Origin of the sequence: Streptomyces sp. NPDC001508 (genome assembly GCF_040298665.1) — a bacterium.
GTDB lineage: Bacteria > Actinomycetota > Actinomycetes > Streptomycetales > Streptomycetaceae > Streptomyces.
The window spans coordinates 1-16,036 of sequence record NZ_JBEPAP010000088.1; the positions used below are offsets into that span (position 1 = coordinate 1).

Consider the following 16,036-nt stretch of genomic DNA (forward strand, 5'->3'; position numbering starts at 1 on the left):
CCTCGCCGTGCGCGAGGGGCGCGTCGGAGTCGTGGCCCATCTGGGTGGGCAGGTCGAAGGCGACGGACAGGCCCGTGGTGCCGTGCGCGATCAGCTGCCGGTAGCGGGCGTTGGACTCGGCGGCCGTACCGAAGCCCGCGTACTGGCGCATCGTCCAGGGACGGCCGGTGTACATCGTCGGGTACACACCCCGGGTGAAGGGATACGCACCGGGCTCGCCCAGCCGCTCGGCCGGATCCCAGCCCGCCAGCGCGGCGGGCCCGTAGACCGGCTCCACGGGCAGTCCGGACTCACCGGATCGGGCACCGCCCCCACCACGCTCCACGATGTCACGTCCCTTCCCGGGGAAGACGCCGACGCAGGCCGGATTCGAGTCTGCTCGGTGCGCTCGCGGCGCAGAAGCCCCGGACGAGATCCCCGAGGAGCGCCGCGGCCCGGCCCGGCGGGAGTGCCCGTTCGGCCACCCCCGCATGGCGCCCGGTCCGAGCGCGCGCGGTTGTGGAAGGACACCTCGCAGGCGTTCTGCTCCGGCCGGGCCGGTCTCAGAGGCGGCTGTAGCGCTGGATGTCCTCGGTGAACTCCTCGACCGCCTTCGCGGTGAGCGTCGGCCGGGTGTCGCCGATGGCCGTCATGTAGTCCTCGGTGCCGGCCGGCCGGCCCTGGGGGTCGGTGACCTCGCGTTCGAACGCGGCCTGTGCGCCCTTGCGCGCGGCGAACTCGATGTCGGCCGGGGTGAACAGCTCGCTGGCGCTGACCAGTCGGGGCACGTCCACCGTGCCGCCCGCGGCGCCCAGATAGCGGGTCCAGATCGCCGCGCGGGCCGTGGTGTCGGGCGGCCCGATGGGGATCACGTAGTCGAACCGGCCCGGCCGCAGGAAGGCCGCGTCCAAAGAGCGTACGGAGTTGGTGGCACAGACCAGCAGCCGCTCGTCGTGCTCGCGGAAGACGGGGATCAGCTTGAGCAACTCGTTGGTCACCCCGTGCCCGGGATCCACCGCCTTGCCGGACCGGGCGCCGGCGATCTCCTCGACCTCGTCGATGAAGAGCAGCACCGAGTCCAGTTCCGCCAGCTCCGCGAAGACCTCGCGCAGTGCCGCGGCGAGTCCCTCGCTCGTGTCGGCCGCGAGCCGGGACGGGAAGAGTTCCACGAACGGCCAGCCGAGCCGTGAGGCCACCGCCTTGGCGAAGCTGGTCTTCCCGGTGCCGGGCGGCCCGAACAGGATGACCGCCTTGGGCGGGACGACGCCGTAGCGGTCGGCCAGCGCGGGCTCCGTCAGCGGGAGCACGACACGGCGTTCGACGACCAGTTTCTCGCGTTCCATGCCGGCCATGGCCTCCCAGCACCCGGCGGGCAGCATACGGCCGCCCAGAGCCGCGAGGACGTCCACGTTCGGGGCGCCGGGCGGTTCGACCTTCTCGTAGTAGATCAGGTCGTCGCGAGACCGGTAGCCGGAGTTCTCCAGCGCTGTCGTCCCGGGTGACCCGGCGGGCAGCAGCGCGCTGCTGTGGCGGATGCCCAGAGCCCTGAGCCGCCGTTCCAGCTCGGCGAGGAGAGCGCTGCCGATGCCCCGCTTGCGCCACTGCGCGGCGAGCGCCACCAGCAGGATCCATGCCCGCTTCCCGCACGTCTCGGCCACGGCCATGCCCACCAGCTCTTCGCCGACCGCCGCGACCACCGCCGTCTGACTGGTCTTGGCCGCGGCCATCACCTCGGAGATCGGAAACACCCGGTCCTCGTCGGCGCGGCGGCTCTGGTCCCAGATCTGGACGGCCTGGTCGAGATCGTCGTCGTGATAGTCGCGCAGATGCCATGCGGGCATCGCCACCACCTCACAGGTACGGGGGACCTCATTGTCCCCCGCGGGAGCTTCTGGGAGCACCTTGAGCCGGGGCGGCGCCGCAGCGGTCAGCCCGCCTCCCGCCCGCGGGCCGAGGACCGGTGGGTGAGGGGTTCGCGCAGCCCGAGGTGGGCGCGCAGCGTCGTACCGGTGTACTCGGTGCGGTACACGCCGCGCTCCTGCAACGCGGGGACGAGCAGGTCGACGATGTCGTCGAGACCGTCCGGGATCAGATACGGCGTGACGTTGAAACCGTCGAGCGCGCCGTGCCGCACGAAGTGGGCGAACTTGTCGGCGAGACCGGACGGGGTGCCCACGTGGCCGCGCTGCGGCCCGAGCGCGATGACCGTCTCGCGCAGCGACCAGCCGTGCGCCTGCGCCTTCGCGCGCCACTCGGCCACCACGGTGCGCGGGTCGGCGATGCGCCGTGCGCCGAAGGAGCCGTCGTTCTCGGTGACGACCGGATCCTCCTTGGGCAGCGGGCCGTCGGCGTCACGGTCGGACAGGTCGATGCCCCACAGCAGTTGCGCGATCCCCAACGCGGTCGCGGGGGTGACCTGTTGCAGCCGGATCCAGCGCTTCTTCTCCAGCGCCTCCTCCTCGGTGGCGCCGAGGATGATCTCCGTGCCGGGCAGGATGCGCAGGTCGTCGTCGGGCCGCCCCACGGCCCGCAGCCGGCGCCGGATGTCCTCGGCGAAGCGGAGCGCGTCGTCGAAGTCCGAGCCGTGCGCGGAGAAGATGACGTCGGCGTTGCGGGCGGCGAAGTCGCGTCCCTCGCCGGAGTCCCCGGCCTGGAAGATGACGGGATGGCCCTGGGCGCTGCGCGGCAGGGTCGGGACGAGGTCGACGTCGAACTGCGGTCCGCGGTGCCGTACTCGGTGTACGGCCGAGGGCGCCGACCAGGCGGGGGCGCCCGCGGAGCCGGCGACGGCCCGGTCCTCCCAGCCGTCCCAGAGGGCGCGGGCCACGGTGAGGAACTCCTCGGCGCGCCGATAGCGGTCGGCGTGGTCGAGGAAGCCGCCCCGGCGGAAGTTCGCGCCGGTCCAGGCGTTGTCCGTGGTCACCACGTTCCAGCCGGCGCGGCCTTCGGAGAGCAGGTCGAGGCCGGACAGGCGCCGGGCGAGGTCGGAGGGTTCGTTGAAGGTCGAGTTGGAGGTGGAGACCAGGCCGATCCGGCGGGTGACGGCGGCCAGCGCGGCGAGCTGGGTGATGGCGTCCGGCCGCCCCGCCACGTCGAGATCGTGGATCCGGCCGTCGACCTCGCGCAGCCGCAGCCCCTCACCGAGGAAGAACGCGTCGAACAGGCCCTGTTCGGCTCTCTGGGCGACCCGCTGGAAGGAGGCGGGGTCGATCTGCGAGCCGCTCTCGGGGGCGGACCAGATGGTCCAGTGGTTGACGCCCTGGAAGAACACGCCGAGGTGGAGCCGCGCGTGCGGCCGGGGGACGTCGAGGGGGTCGGTGCGGGTCATCGGGCATCCTCCTGGGTGGCCGCGACGGCGAAGCGGTTGGCGGGGCGCCGCAGGCCCAGCGTCGAGCGCAGGGACGTGCCGGGCAGCGGGCGGGTGATGCGGCGTCGTTCGGTGAGGGCGGGGAGCACGAGGCGGGCGAGGACGGGCAGGTCCTCGTCCAGCACCAGCGGATGCAGTCGTACGCCGTCCACGATCCCGCTCAACCCTTCGAGAAGGGACGCCAGTTGGGCCGCCGGTCCGGTGTGGCGCAGTCGGCCGCGGTCGCTCCAGGGGGCATCTCGCTCCAGGTCGGCGACGCGCTCGGCGCCGGTGGCGTCCGGCGTGTCCAGGGCGACCTCGACCTCGGCGAAGACGAGCGGGGTGCCGGCGTCCGCAGCGGCGGCGGCCACCGCCGCACGGTCGCGGCCTGTGACCAGGGCGACATCGAGCCGGTCCGCGGGCACCGCGTCCGGGTGGCCGAGGACGACGAGCTGCCCCTGGGGCGGACGCGGCACGATCGCCGGGCCCTTGACCGCGTATGTCTGTCCGGTGAAGTCGATGTAGTGGAGCCGGTCGCGGTCGAGGTAGCGGCTGGTGGCCACGGAGCGGATGACCGCGTCGTCCTCCCATGAGTCCCACAGCGCGCGGGCCACCTCCACACCGTCACGGGACTCCCGTGCCCGTGCTGCGGCGTCGCCGACGAGGGGACGCCCCCAGGCGCGGGCCGCCTCGGGCCGGTCCTCCTCCTTCACCACCCAGCCGGCCCGGCCCGCGGAGATATGGTCCAGGGACGCCAACTGGCCGGCTACGTGGAAGGGTTCGGCGTAGGTGAGGGGTGCGACGGGCGCGATGCCGAGGGTGCTCGTGGACGCGGCGACGAAGGCCGCACGCTCCACCGCGCCGATCCGGCCCACCGGATCGGGCGCGGCACCGGGCGGCAGCACGCCGTCGTCCAGGGTGATCAGGGTGAACCCGGCGTTCTCGGCGACGGCGGCGAGGTGGGCCACCCGGCGTGGGGTGAGGAGCTGGTCGGGGGAGTGGGCGGCGCGGCGCCAGGCCGCGGGATGGGCGCCGTCGCCGTCGAGTTCGACGGCGAGGTGCAGGGCGGGACCGGGCATGGGTGATCCTTCCGGGAACACGGGGGCGGACGGGCGCGGGGCCACGGCGAGACGGCCGGCGGTGCGGGCCGGCCGGGTCAGATGTGTACGGAAGGACAGACCGCGGAGGAGGTGCGGCAGTAGTCGACATGCCGCCGGGTGATCAGACGCGTAGCCGTGCCGGCACCCCGCGGTGCCATGCCGGGTACGCGCATCGAAGTCCTCCACCGTCCGGAACGTGCGGGTTCAACGTAAGTCGTCGGCCCGTGTGTGTGTCAAGGGCGCCGGATGCCGCCCGCCGTGCCGCGTACGACGACGCGTCGACCCGTGTGTGTGTCAAGGGCGCCGTCAGTCCGTGGGCTTGGCGTCGCGCGTGCGCTGATGGTGACGCCCGGCCCTCGTCCGGTTGCTGCGGACGGCCATGGAACACCGGCGGCTGGTGATCGGCGGCGCCCGTGGACCCTTCACCGACCCGGACGGGTTCGCGTGGGAGGCCGCGTCCCTCGCAGCGACGTCCTGAAGCCCCGTACCGTCCCCGGCCGCCCGCCCCGCCCGGCGGGTCACCCGCCCTGGCCCCGCCGCGCCTTCAGGGCATCCCGCGGCCGGGTGAGCCGCGCGATCTGCGCATCGAGCACCGCGATCCGCTCCTCCACCACCACCGCACCGACGGCGGCCGGACCCGGGCAGGGGCCTGCCGGCCGGCGGGTGTGGGTGTTCACCGGTACGGGCGGCGGTTACGTCGAGCAGGCCGTCGCCCCCGTCGGGGAGATCCCTCTCCTCCCGGCGGGCCTGTCCGGCATCGACGCGATGACGCTCGGGAGTTCCGCGGTGGTGGCCCGATTCGGCCTCGCCCATGCCGGTCAGGGGGCGGTTTTCGGGGCGAGCAGGGCTGTGTGTTCCTCCTGGTTCGCCCATGTCCAGGTGACGGCGGCCGCGGCGACGGCGAGGGGCAGCATGCCCACGATCATGGCCAGCCCCTCCAGCGAGTGCCCGGCGGCGATGACGCCGAGTGCGGGCAGGTCGAGCAGCGGTGCGGCGAGGAAGAGGCACAGGCACCGGCCCGGGTCGCCCAGCCGGTGCCGGGTGCGGCCGACGACCGGGACCCAGAACACCACGGCCGCCGCCACCAGCACCGGCTCCGTCACCAACGCGCCGCCCGGTGGCCGCAGTCCGGCCACGGGGCCGGCCAGCACCGCCCACGCGTGCGTCAGCACCAGCAGCGCAAGGGCGGCACCCGCCGGCAGGCTCACCCGCTCCCACAGCGGCGCCCGCCGCAGGAGCAGGACGAGGCCCGGGACCACGGTGGCCGGCAGAAACCCGGCGAGGCCCATCGCCATCACGGACGGCAGCGGGGACATGTGCGGCGAGTGGTCCATGCGGTTCCTGCCCGTGGGGTGGCTCGGACCTGCGGAGGTCACTCGGACCTTACGAAGGTTCCGGGCGGGTCGCGAGCGGACACACCGCCCACACGGCGGGACGGGCCCCTGACCGGCGGTGACGCCGGCCAGGGGCCCTCAGGGGGTGAGGAGCAGAGGTCAGCCGTCGGACTCCGACGACGGGACGAAGGCGCCGGGCACATCGCCCGGCGCGTAGAGCTTGTGCTCGCCGGGGTACGGCTTTGTGTACCCGTACGTCTGGTACCACGTGAAGTGGTTCATCTGCGCGGGGTTCGCGAAGTCGGGAACGGCGTGGGACCCGGTGAGCCGCTGGTGCGACTTCCATTCCTCCCATGTCGCCGCGAGGGACTTCTTGTCCGCCGGGACCTTCCCCGACGGCACGGCCGCCGCGGCCGGGTTCTGCGGCGCCGGGACGTCCGGGCCGCAGGCGGGCGGCGTGGCCAGACCGCTGGTCAGCGAGGTCCGGTTGGGCAGGGCGGTGAACGGCGTGTAGTCCGGCTTCGTGGTGAACGCCGCACTCATCGGGGTGGCGGCGCTGTCCTTCTGGTTCATCGGCTTGATCCCGAGGATCTGCTCGATGGTCCGCACCATGTTGATCTGGGAGTAGTAGTGGCTGTCGACCGTGCCGTGCTGGGCCCAGGGGCTGATGATCTGGACCGGCGCACGGTGGCCGTCGACATGGTCCTGGCCGGCCTGGGAGTCGTCCTCGACGACGAAGATCGCCGAGTCCTTCCAGTACTTGCTGTGCGAGATCGTGTCGACTATCCGGCCGGTCGCCAGGTCGTTGTCCGCGACCTGGGAGGCCGAGTTCACCGGGCCACCGGTGTGGTCGCTGGAGAGCCAGAACATGTTCAGGTTCGCCGGACCGTGCTGTGCGAAGTCCTTCTTCCAGATCTCCGCCCGGTAGACGTCCGGGACGCTGGTGTCGAACTTCGGGAACCCGGGCACCGAGACGCTGTTGAGCGACGGGATCGGCGAGGACGAGGTCAGCTTGTAGGCCGTGTCGTCGCCGGTCGCCGCCATGTTCTTGGCGTCGCAGTACAGGTTCTGCCAGCTCGCGCCCGACGGCTTGGTCAGGAACTGGTGGAACTCGCCGAAGTCCCGCACGGACTTGCCGGCGTCCTGCGCACCGGACCAGATGAAACCGGTCCGCTGGTGCCCGAGGGCGTCGTCCTCCGTGTCGTAGCTGCGCAGGTACTCACCGGCCGAGGACTCGGTGTACTCCGGGTTGTCGGCCTGCATCAGCCAGTTGTGGCCCTCGGCGGAGTTCGTGCCGATGTCGTACGTGTTGTCGTACAGCCCGAACTGTTCGGCCAGGGCGTGCTGGTTCGGCGTGACGTTCTCGCCGAACTGCGTCAGCGCCGGGTCGCCGTTGCCCTGCGGCAGATCACCGAGGACCTGGTCGTAGGTCCGGTTCTCCTTGACGATCAGGAACACGTGCTTGATCGTCGAGGGGTCGCCGATCCGGTTCGGGACCGGCACGGCCTTCGCCTTCTTGCCCCGGGCCAGCTTGACCGAGCCGTGCATCCAGCCGTTCTGCTCGAAGACCTTGGCCGTCTGGGACCTGATGACCTTGTCGCTCGGCAGGGTGAAGTACTGCAGGCTCGACGTCGTGTCGTGGGTGCCGTGCCCGGCGTTGGCGGTGGGGCGGCGGGCGTCGACACCACGGGTGTTGGAGACGACGATCTGCCGGCCGACGGTGGCGATCTCCGCCGGGAAGTAGTCCGTCGGGAGCAGGCCGACGTAACCGACCGGCTCCTGCGGGCCCTTGTACGTGTAGACGGCGACCGCGTTGGCACGGCCGAGCGTCACCAGCAGGTGCCCGTCGTCGGTGAGCGTCACCGCGTTGGGCTCGTAGCCGACCGACGCCTGAGGCCACGGCTGGGTGGAGATGGTCTGTACGACCTTGTCGTCGGCGGTGCTGATGACGGACACGTCGTTGCCGGCGGTGTCGGTGACGAACACCGCGCCCTTCGTGGCGTACAGCGCGGTCGGGTGCAGGCCGACGTCGATGCTCAGGGCGCCGGCCGCCGGGTTCGCCAGGTCGATGACGCTGACCGTGCCGGTGGTGGTGGCACCGGTCTTCGGGTCCGCCGGCACCTGGGTGTTGTACGAGTTGATGGTGGGGTCGCCCGGCCTGGCCGCCCGTCCGCCCTCGTTGCTGACGTACAGCTTGGAGCCGGCCTGGACGATTGCGCGCGGGGCGTTGCCGGTGGCCCAGCTCTGCTTGATGGCGCCGGTCGCCGCGTCGATGGCGACCACCCGGTTCTGGCCGTTGACCGCCGCGTACACGGTGGAGCCGTCGGCCGAGAAGACGGCCGCGCTCGCCAGCGCGTGTCTTGGACCGTCCGCCGGGATCGGGACGTTCACCGGTTTGGCGAGGGTGCCGTCGGCGTTCACGGTGAACTTGGTGTAGCCGTCGGTCCGGCCCAGCCACAGCTGCTTGCCGTCGGGCGAGTACGTCGGGCCCTCCTGGCCGACGTCCTTGCCGCTGATCTTCAGGTCCACGGCCGAGGAGTTGCCGATGCGCTGCACCACCTGACGGGACTTCAGGTCCACGATGACCAGCGCCGAGTCCCCGTCGGTGACCGAGGCCGCCAGATGGGTGCCGTCCGGGCTGACCACGGACGACATGATCTTGCCGTTGTCGATGACCGAGCGGTCACCGTAGGGGTCGATGTACTGGTTGCTGGAGACCAGCTGGCCCTTGGAGGTGGTCTGGCCGACCTGGTCGGTGCCGAACTGACGGGTCTGGGCGAAAGCGGTACCGGCGGCGAGGAGGCCCATGGCGGTGATGCCGGCCGTCACCAGAGGCGTGCGGCGGCCGATGTTTCCACCGAGAAGACCGAAGCGGTCCTTCTCGACACGCCTACGGCGTGATACCTGCATTGATCTGTCCCTTCGGGGTGTTGGCCGGCAGTTCGACGTTGCCGTCGAACTGCCACAGCGGGTTCGGTGCGTCTCCCTGGGGGGTTCGCACCAGGAAGTAGCCGTTCACTTCCTTCGGTCCGTCGCCGTCGGCGACGAACCGCCCGTCCGGAGTGACGTCGAGTTGATAGACGGCCGTGCCGGTGGCCTCGACGTCGGGGAGGTGCCAGGAGACGACGCAGCGCCAGTCGTTGCCCGACCCCTGGGCGGAGGAGTCCTGGACGTCGCCCTTGGCGCACGCCGCCGTGGCCTTCAGCTGCGCCTCGGTGACATCGGGGCGGTTGAGTTCCTTGGTCTGCAGCCGGTACAGGTGGGCGAACGCGGTGGCGACCGAACGCTGCACCTCGGCCTGCTCGATCCCCGAACCCGTGGCCCCCGTCGCCAGGGCGAGGACCGCGGCCGTCGCGGCCGGCAGCACGATCAGGGACAGGGCCGCGAGGACGACCGCACGGCGCCCCGAGCCGTCATGGCCCTGGTTGGTGAAGTCGCGCCGCACGAACAGCACGAAGGCCAGCGTCGTGGCGACCACCGCCCACACCAGGCTGACCGCGACGCCGATGAGGAGCGGAGTCAGTTGCGCGGGCTCGGTGAACAGACCGTTCCAGGAGACGAAGGCGTATCCGGGCAGGGCGAGACGCACGGCGACGGGCAGCGGCAGCATCTGGGCGAGCTGCATGGTGAGCGCGACGAGCGCGGGCAGCAGCAGCCCCATCGGGGACCGCCCGAGGACCACCGACCCGAGCAGCCCGATCGCGGCGAGCGCCAGCGTCGGGGCGAGCGCGCAGACCCAGGCGAGCAGCACCTTGCCGGCGGCGTCCCCCGGCGTCAGCAGGTGCCCGTCCAGGCCGACCAGCGGCCGGTTGCCGACCGCCACCAGCCCGCCGGCCACGCTGGAGCAGGCGAGACCGGCCACGAGCAGCAGGACGACGGTGAGGCCGGCCAGCGCCTTCGCCACGAAGATCCGCCGAGCAGAGCGCACCGCCATGAGCAGATGACGCCAGGTGCCCAGCCGGTCCTCGGCGGCGAACACATCGCCGGCCACCACCGAGGTCAGCAGCGGGAGCGCCCAGGTGCCCGCGAAGCCGAGCATGACCAGCGGTCCGGCCCACCCCGTGGCGTGCATCCAGCGGCCGAAGAGGGTGTCGGTGGGCAGCGTGCTCTGCCGGCTCACCGCCATCACGAAGAGCGCCGGCGCGAGCCAGCAGGCGAGCACCAGCAGCCGGACCCGCCACTGCGTGACGAGCTTGACCAGTTCGAAGCGGTAGCCGCGCGTCACCGGAACGCGGCGGGCGACGGCGACCGTGCCGTCGGCGAGGGTCGCGGTCATCGGCCGCCCTCCTGTGCTGCGGTCCGCTGTTCGGTGAGGGCGAGGAACGCGGCCTCGAGCGGCGAGACCACGGGGGCGAGTTCGCGCAGCGCGATGCCCGACCGCACGAGCCGCACCACGAGTTCGTCCAGGGCGGGCCCCAGCGCGCGTATGACGATCAGCCCGGTGTCCTGCCGTGCGGGCCCGGCGTCGTCCACGGTCCGGATCCCGGCGGTGTCGGCGGCCAGCCGGCGGGCGGCCTCGGGATCGGAGGTGAGCAACCGGTAGTCGAGTTCACGGTTCTCAGCGGTCAGCTTGCCGGGCGGGCCGGAGAAGACCACCCGTCCGGTGGCGAGGATGGTGACCTCGGAGCACAGCGCTTCGAGGTCGTCCATGCGGTGGCTGGACAGGACGACGCCGGTTCCGTCGGCCGCGAGCCGGGTCAGCACACCGTGGATGTGTCTCTTGCCGGCCGGGTCGAGGCCGTTGGAGGGTTCGTCCAGCACCAGCAGCCGGGGCCTGGTGAGCAGGGCGGCGGCGAGCCCGAGCCGCTGCCGCATGCCGAGGGAGAAGCCGCGGGCCCGGTCGTCGGCGACATCGGCGAGACCGACCTGCTCCAGCGCCTCGTCGATCCCGGCGCTTTGCGCGTCCTCGCCGCGAAGTGCCGCCAGCGCGGCGAGATTCTGCCGGGCGGTGAGCGAGGGGTAGAGGCCGGGGCCGTCGACGAAACCGGCGACGCCGTCGGGGACGGCCGGCACCCGACCGACCGGCGCACCCAGGATCTCCAGGGTGCCGCTGTCGGCGACGGACAGACCCAGCAGGAGGCCGAGCAGCGTCGTCTTGCCGGCGCCGTTCGGCCCCACCAGGCCATGGATCTGACCCTGCGTCACATCCAGGTCGACGCCGTCGAGTGCCACGACGTCGCCGAAATACTTCGCGATTCCCCGAGTCCGGATTGCCAAGGGTGTGTCCATGAGGCCCCTTCTTTCGAAAACCTCAGGAACCCTAGGGACCTCACACAGCCCTTGTGCGAACAGCGAGTTGAACGTTCTTCAAACGGATGTCGACTGCGACAAAGCGCTGGTCAGGATGGCATACTCGGGGACTTGGTCATCTCAATTCCCCTTCTTTTTCTGTCCTTTGCCAGGCTATTCAGAAACCTTTGTTGTCTGAATAGCCTGGCGAAACTCCGACGCCGGCACTAGTCCTGATCGATCCTGAAGCGCCCCGCCAGCAGATCGCGGTCGCGGGACGAGGAGCCGACCAGCAGATCGAACGAGCCGGGTTCCACGACGCGGCGCCCGTCCGCCGTGACGAGGGTGCAGTCGGCGGCGGGCAGCACGATGTCCACGTCGACCGTCTGGCCGGGCCGCAGATCGACCTGACGATGGGCCTTCAGCTCCTTGTCGGCCCAGGTCACCGAGGTGACCAGGTCACGGATGTAGACCTGGACGGTCTCGCGGGCGGGCCGGCGGCCGGTGTTGGCGAGGGTGACCGTCGCCCGCACGTCGCCCTCCGGTGCGACCTGCGGCGTATGGATCCGCAGATCCGTGTAGGCGATCTCGGTGTACGCGCGTCCTTCGCCGAACGCGAACAGAGGGTCCTGGGTCAGATCGGCATAGCGGTCCCCGTGCTGGCCGCGGATCTGGTTGTAGTACACGGGCTGCTGACCGACGTGCCGCGGAACGGTGAGCGGGAGGCGCCCGCTGGGCTCGATCAGACCGAGCAGGAGTTCCGCGATGGCGCGCCCGCCGCGCATGCCCGGGTTGAATGCCTGGATGAGCGCCGCCGCGTCCACGGCCGACGGCGGCAGGACCTGCGGCTTGGAGCTGATCACCACGACGACCATGGGTTTCCCGGTGGCCGCCAGCGAGTCGAGGAGTTCGACCTGGCCGCCGACCAGGTCCAGGGTGGCGGTGGAACGGGTCTCACCGATCAGGCCGATGGTGTCGCCGACGACGGCGACGACGAGGTCGGCCTCCTCGGCGGTGGCGACGGCCTCACGCAGCAGGACCGCATCGGGCCGGGCTGGCACGACGATGTCCGGAGCGGGCTGTCCGTCGGGCAGCAGCGGTCCCTGCGGGTCGGGCACGAACTCCGCGATGTGGCAGCCACGGGCGTGGGCGACCGACCAGTCGGCGGGCACGACCGCCCTCAGGCCGTCCAGGACGGTCTCCGTCAGATGCCGCGGATGGCCAACGGGCAGCCAGTCGGCCTGCCCGGAGGAACCGGCCCAGTCACCGAGTTGTGCGTCGACCGCGTCGGCGTTGGGGCCGATCACGGCGATGCGCCGCGGGGCCGCCCCGGCGGGCGCCGCGGCCCGTCCCGAGGCGTCGGCCGTCGCCTCGTCCAGAAGGGGCAGTGTGCCGTCGTTGGAGAGGAGGACGAGGCTGCGGCGCGCCATCTCCAGGTTCAGCGCGGTGTGATCGGGGGAGCCGATGGACACGGCCTGTCGGGCGGGGTCGGGCCGGCGCGGGTTCTCGAAGAGCCCGAGTTCGAACTTCAGCGTCAGGATGCGCCGTACGGCGGCGTCGATCTCGGCTTCCGTCAACTGCCCGCGGGCCACCGCGTCCTGTGCGCCGTCGAAGAACTGCGGCGTGGTCATGATGAGGTCGTTTCCGGCACGCACGGCCCGGGCCGCGGCCTCGGTGTGGTCGGCACACACATGCTGCTCCCACACCATGCGGCCGACGTTGTCCCAGTCGGTGACGAGGGTGCCCGTGTAGTTCCACTCGTCGCGCAGGACCTCGCGCAGCAGCCACTGGTTCATGGTGATGGGCACGCCGTCGATCGACTGGTATCCGATCATGAAGGTGCGGCAGCCCTCGCGTGCGACGCGTTCGAAGGGCGGCAGGAACCAGGAGCGCAGCTTGCGGCGGCTGAGGTCGGCCTCGCTCGCGTCGCGGCCGCCCTGGGTCTCGGAGTAGCCGGCGAAGTGTTTGGCACAGGCGAGCACGGCCGTGGGGTCGTCCAGGCCGTCGCCCTGGTACCCGCGCACCATGGCGGAGCCGAACTCGCCCAGCAGATAGGGGTCTTCGCCGAAGGTCTCGCCCACCCGCCCCCAGCGCAGGTCGCGGGCGATGCACAGCACGGGGGAGAAGGTCCAGTGGACGCCGGTGGCGGAGATCTCCACGGCGCTCGCGCGGCCGACGCGCTCGACCAGCTCCGGGTCCCAGGAGGCGGCCATGCCCAGTTGGGTGGGGTAGATGGTGGCGCCAGGCCAGAAGGAGTGCCCGTGGATGCAGTCCTCACCGATCAGCAACGGGATGCCCAGGCGGGTGCCCTCGGCGAGGTCCATGGCCTGCACGATGCGCTTCGGCGACGCGTGCAGGACCGACCCGACGTGCAGGTCCTCTATCAGATGGGTGACACCGTCCTTCGCGTTGAGCTGGAGCATCTGCCCGACCTTCTCCGGCAGCGTCATGCGGGACACCAGGTCGTCGACCCGTGCGGGAACGGGCAGTGCGGGGTCGCGGTAGGGGAGGTCGGCCATGCTTGTTCCTGTTCGTGAGGCACATTCGTGAGGCGAAGCGGGTGGATACGGATCCGACGGCGGGGCCGGCGGAAAGCGGCGGCTGGATCAGTGCCGGGGCTGGGGCATGATGGGTGGATGACCTCTGCCGAGACCCGCACGGCGGGCACCACGCCCGCCTACGCCAAAGGCCGACAGCGTCGTGCGGAGATCGTCACCGCGGCCGCGTCCGTATATGCCGACGCCGGGTACCACGGCGCGTCGCTGCGGGAGATCGCGAAGCGGGTCGGCATCAGCCATGCGACGCTGATCTACTACTTCCCCGACCGGGAGGCGCTGCTGGCCGCCGTGCTGGAGCGGCGCGACGAGGAGGACGACGCCCGCGGCTTCCCCCGGGAACCCGTCGGCATCGGGGGCGTGCGCCACCTCCTCGCGCTCGCGGCCCACAACGCGCGTCATCCCGGCATCGTCGAGTTGTACGTCCGCCTGGCGGCCGAGGCGATCACGCCCGAGCATCCGGCGCACGACTACTTCACCCGGCACTACCGGGACGCGCGTGACTACATGCACTCCGCCTTCCGCGCCATGGCCGAGGGCGGGCATCTGCGCGAGGGCGTCGAACCGCGCACGGCGGCCGTCAGCTTCATCGCGCTGATGGACGGGCTCCAGGTCCAGTGGCTGACCAATCCCGACGAAGTGGACCTGGTGAGCCCTTTGAGGTTCTTCCTCCAGCAGGTGCTGACCACCCCGGTGGATTAGGGCGTGTTTCGAAAGTCCCGTCTGGCGCGCGACGCCTGGCACGGCACCTCGCCGCGTTGTCGGGATCGTCCGCGTACGCCCAGTAAGCGGACGACCCTCCGCCTTGCGATGCACCGCACCGGACGCCGCGGGCCCCGCCCTCCGGGCGGACGACGCTACTTTCACAACACGCCCCAGGACGGCCGGGACGACGCGCCGCTGCCCCATGGCCTCTCCCTCCTCGGGTCCGGGAACCGTCCATCTTTTCTACCACCCGGTTGAAAATCCCGCCATGGTGTGGGGAGCGGCGGCCGGGGTCAGCAGCCGGAGTCGGCGAGCACGTAGTGACCCGACGACGTCTGCTTCAGGGTGTGGGTGACGAACACGTTGTACAGCCCCATGTCCTCGTCGGAGCCGTTGGCGTATGTGTGGCCGCCGCTGGTGTGGGCCCGGCCCGCCGTGACATGGGCGTAGTTGGTGGACGTCGCGCAGGTCGTGGCGGAACCGGTGGTGGTGGCCTTGACCGCCGAGGACGGCGTGCCGACCGTGCCGTCGGCGGCGACCGCGGCAACCGTGTACGTGTACGCCGTGGCCGGGGTCAGGGCGGTGTCGGTGAAGGTGGTGCCGGTGGGCGTGCCGACCTGGGTGCCGCCCCGCTGGACGCGGTAGGACGCGGCACCCTGGACCGGGGACCAGCTCAGGGAGACCGAGGTGTCGCCGGCCGGGCTTGCCGTGAGGCCGGTCGGTGCGGGGAGCTGCTCACCGCCGTCGCCCGGGCCGGTGCTGCCGTCCTGGTCGAGTCCCCAGAACTTCGCCGTGTAGTAGCTGGAGCAGATGGTGCCGAGGAAGTACGCGGCGGTGCTGCCGCACTGCTCGGCGCCTGAGCCCGGGTCGACGGCGAGACCGTGGCCCATGCCGTTGATCTGGTAGAGCTGTACGGCGGGCTTCCCGGACGTGTCGTCATAGCTGGTCAGCGTGGTACCCGCGGGCAGGCTCGTGGTGCTGGACGGGGTCTGTGAGATGCCGTGGACATTGGTCCACTGGTCGCGCAGTTCGGTCGCGTTGACCGGGTAGACCGTGTAGTCCGAGGTGCCCTGCCAGATCGCGACGCGCGGCCACGGCCCGGAGTAACCCGGGTACTGGGCGCGGACCTTGTCGCCCCACTGGGCCGGGGTGAGGCCCAGGCTTCCCATCTGGCAGCTGGACGCGCCGAGCTGGCTGGTCGCGCACTGCGCGGGCAGACCGGAGGCGATCGAGCCGCCCGCGAACACGTCCGGGTACGCGGCGAGCAGGTCCGCGGCCATGCCGCCGCCCGCCGACAGGCCGGTCACATACACGCGGTCGGCGTTCGAGCCGTACAGCGACCCGGCCTTGGTGACCATCTGGGCGACCGAGGCGGCCTCGCCCTTGTCGCGGGTGGAGTCGGCCGGGTCGAACCAGGTGAAGCAGGAGAGGGCGTTGTTCGCCGAGCCGGTCTGCGGGAACACCACCGCGAAGCCGTACGTGTCGGCGAGCTTGGTCCAACCGGAGTTGGCGTAGTAGTCGTTGGCCGTCTGGCCGCAGCCGTGCAACGCGACCACGAGCGGGGCGCCGGCCGGCAGGCCCGCGGGGACGTACGTGTACATCGACAGATTGCCGGGGTTGGAACCGAATCCGGTCACCTGGGTCAAGCCGCCCGCGGCGGAGGCGGGTGGGGCGAGAACGGTGGTCCCGGCAGCCGCCATGAGCAGACCGGACACGGCGAACCGTCCGATCAGCCGGGCGAATCGGCTGAGCAGGGTGGGGCGCACAGTGGTACCTCCGGAGATTGTG

Annotated in this window: 12 protein-coding genes; 1 reads left to right on the forward strand and 11 read right to left on the reverse strand. The window is 71.5% G+C overall.

The annotated features are described in order from the left end of the window. The 10 genes from ABT245_RS42075 to ABT245_RS42125 all read right to left on the reverse strand — a co-directional run. Nucleotides 1-325 (reverse strand): methylmalonyl-CoA mutase family protein (locus ABT245_RS42075; protein WP_351745287.1); only part of this gene is annotated, 325 nt, incomplete at its 3' end. A gap of 217 nt (nucleotides 326-542) precedes the next feature. Then, nucleotides 543-1,820, reverse strand: a complete 1,278-nt coding sequence (locus ABT245_RS42080; protein WP_502982305.1) for an ATP-binding protein — start codon at nucleotides 1,818-1,820, stop codon at nucleotides 543-545. Between the two features lie 86 nt (nucleotides 1,821-1,906). Beyond that, the gene (locus tag ABT245_RS42085; protein ID WP_351745292.1) at nucleotides 1,907-3,307 is read right to left on the reverse strand and encodes an NtaA/DmoA family FMN-dependent monooxygenase; all 1,401 of its coding nucleotides are present in this window, start codon (nucleotides 3,305-3,307) and stop codon (nucleotides 1,907-1,909) included. Beyond that, a complete protein-coding gene (locus ABT245_RS42090) occupies nucleotides 3,304-4,404 on the reverse strand; it encodes an LLM class flavin-dependent oxidoreductase (RefSeq protein ID WP_351745294.1) in 1,101 nt (366 codons plus the stop codon). The genes ABT245_RS42085 and ABT245_RS42090 overlap by 4 nt, the downstream gene beginning before the upstream one ends. 539 nt (nucleotides 4,405-4,943) lie before the next feature. Beyond that, the gene (locus tag ABT245_RS42095; protein ID WP_351745297.1) at nucleotides 4,944-5,102 is read right to left on the reverse strand and encodes a hypothetical protein; all 159 of its coding nucleotides are present in this window, start codon (nucleotides 5,100-5,102) and stop codon (nucleotides 4,944-4,946) included. 141 nt (nucleotides 5,103-5,243) lie between these two features. Continuing rightward, nucleotides 5,244-5,759: a hypothetical protein gene (locus tag ABT245_RS42105; RefSeq protein WP_351745300.1), complete on the reverse strand. Its 516-nt coding sequence runs from the start codon at nucleotides 5,757-5,759 to the stop codon at nucleotides 5,244-5,246. A gap of 159 nt (nucleotides 5,760-5,918) precedes the next feature. Beyond that, entirely contained in the window at nucleotides 5,919-8,669 is a 2,751-nt protein-coding gene (locus ABT245_RS42110; RefSeq protein ID WP_351745302.1) for a bifunctional YncE/alkaline phosphatase family protein, read from the reverse strand. Next, complete coding sequence (locus tag ABT245_RS42115) at nucleotides 8,650-10,035, reverse strand: ABC transporter permease (RefSeq protein ID WP_351745305.1); 1,386 nt, start codon at nucleotides 10,033-10,035, stop codon at nucleotides 8,650-8,652. Before ABT245_RS42115 ends, ABT245_RS42110 begins: the two co-directional genes overlap by 20 nt. Continuing rightward, nucleotides 10,032-10,988: an ABC transporter ATP-binding protein gene (locus tag ABT245_RS42120; RefSeq protein ID WP_351745308.1), complete on the reverse strand. Its 957-nt coding sequence runs from the start codon at nucleotides 10,986-10,988 to the stop codon at nucleotides 10,032-10,034. Before ABT245_RS42120 ends, ABT245_RS42115 begins: the two co-directional genes overlap by 4 nt. 227 nt (nucleotides 10,989-11,215) lie before the next feature. After that, complete coding sequence (locus ABT245_RS42125) at nucleotides 11,216-13,507, reverse strand: exo-beta-d-1,3/1,6-glucosidase (protein ID WP_351745311.1); 2,292 nt, start codon at nucleotides 13,505-13,507, stop codon at nucleotides 11,216-11,218. Between the two features lie 117 nt (nucleotides 13,508-13,624). On the opposite strand from ABT245_RS42125, the gene ABT245_RS42130 reads away from it, so the two are divergent. Beyond that, nucleotides 13,625-14,245, forward strand: a complete 621-nt coding sequence (locus ABT245_RS42130) for a TetR/AcrR family transcriptional regulator (protein ID WP_351745314.1) — start codon at nucleotides 13,625-13,627, stop codon at nucleotides 14,243-14,245. A 296-nt stretch (nucleotides 14,246-14,541) separates the two neighbouring features. Here ABT245_RS42130 and ABT245_RS42135 read toward each other — a convergent pair whose 3' ends face one another. Next, nucleotides 14,542-16,014: an extracellular catalytic domain type 1 short-chain-length polyhydroxyalkanoate depolymerase gene (locus tag ABT245_RS42135; RefSeq protein WP_351745317.1), complete on the reverse strand. Its 1,473-nt coding sequence runs from the start codon at nucleotides 16,012-16,014 to the stop codon at nucleotides 14,542-14,544. Between the last annotated feature and the right edge of the window lie 22 nt (nucleotides 16,015-16,036).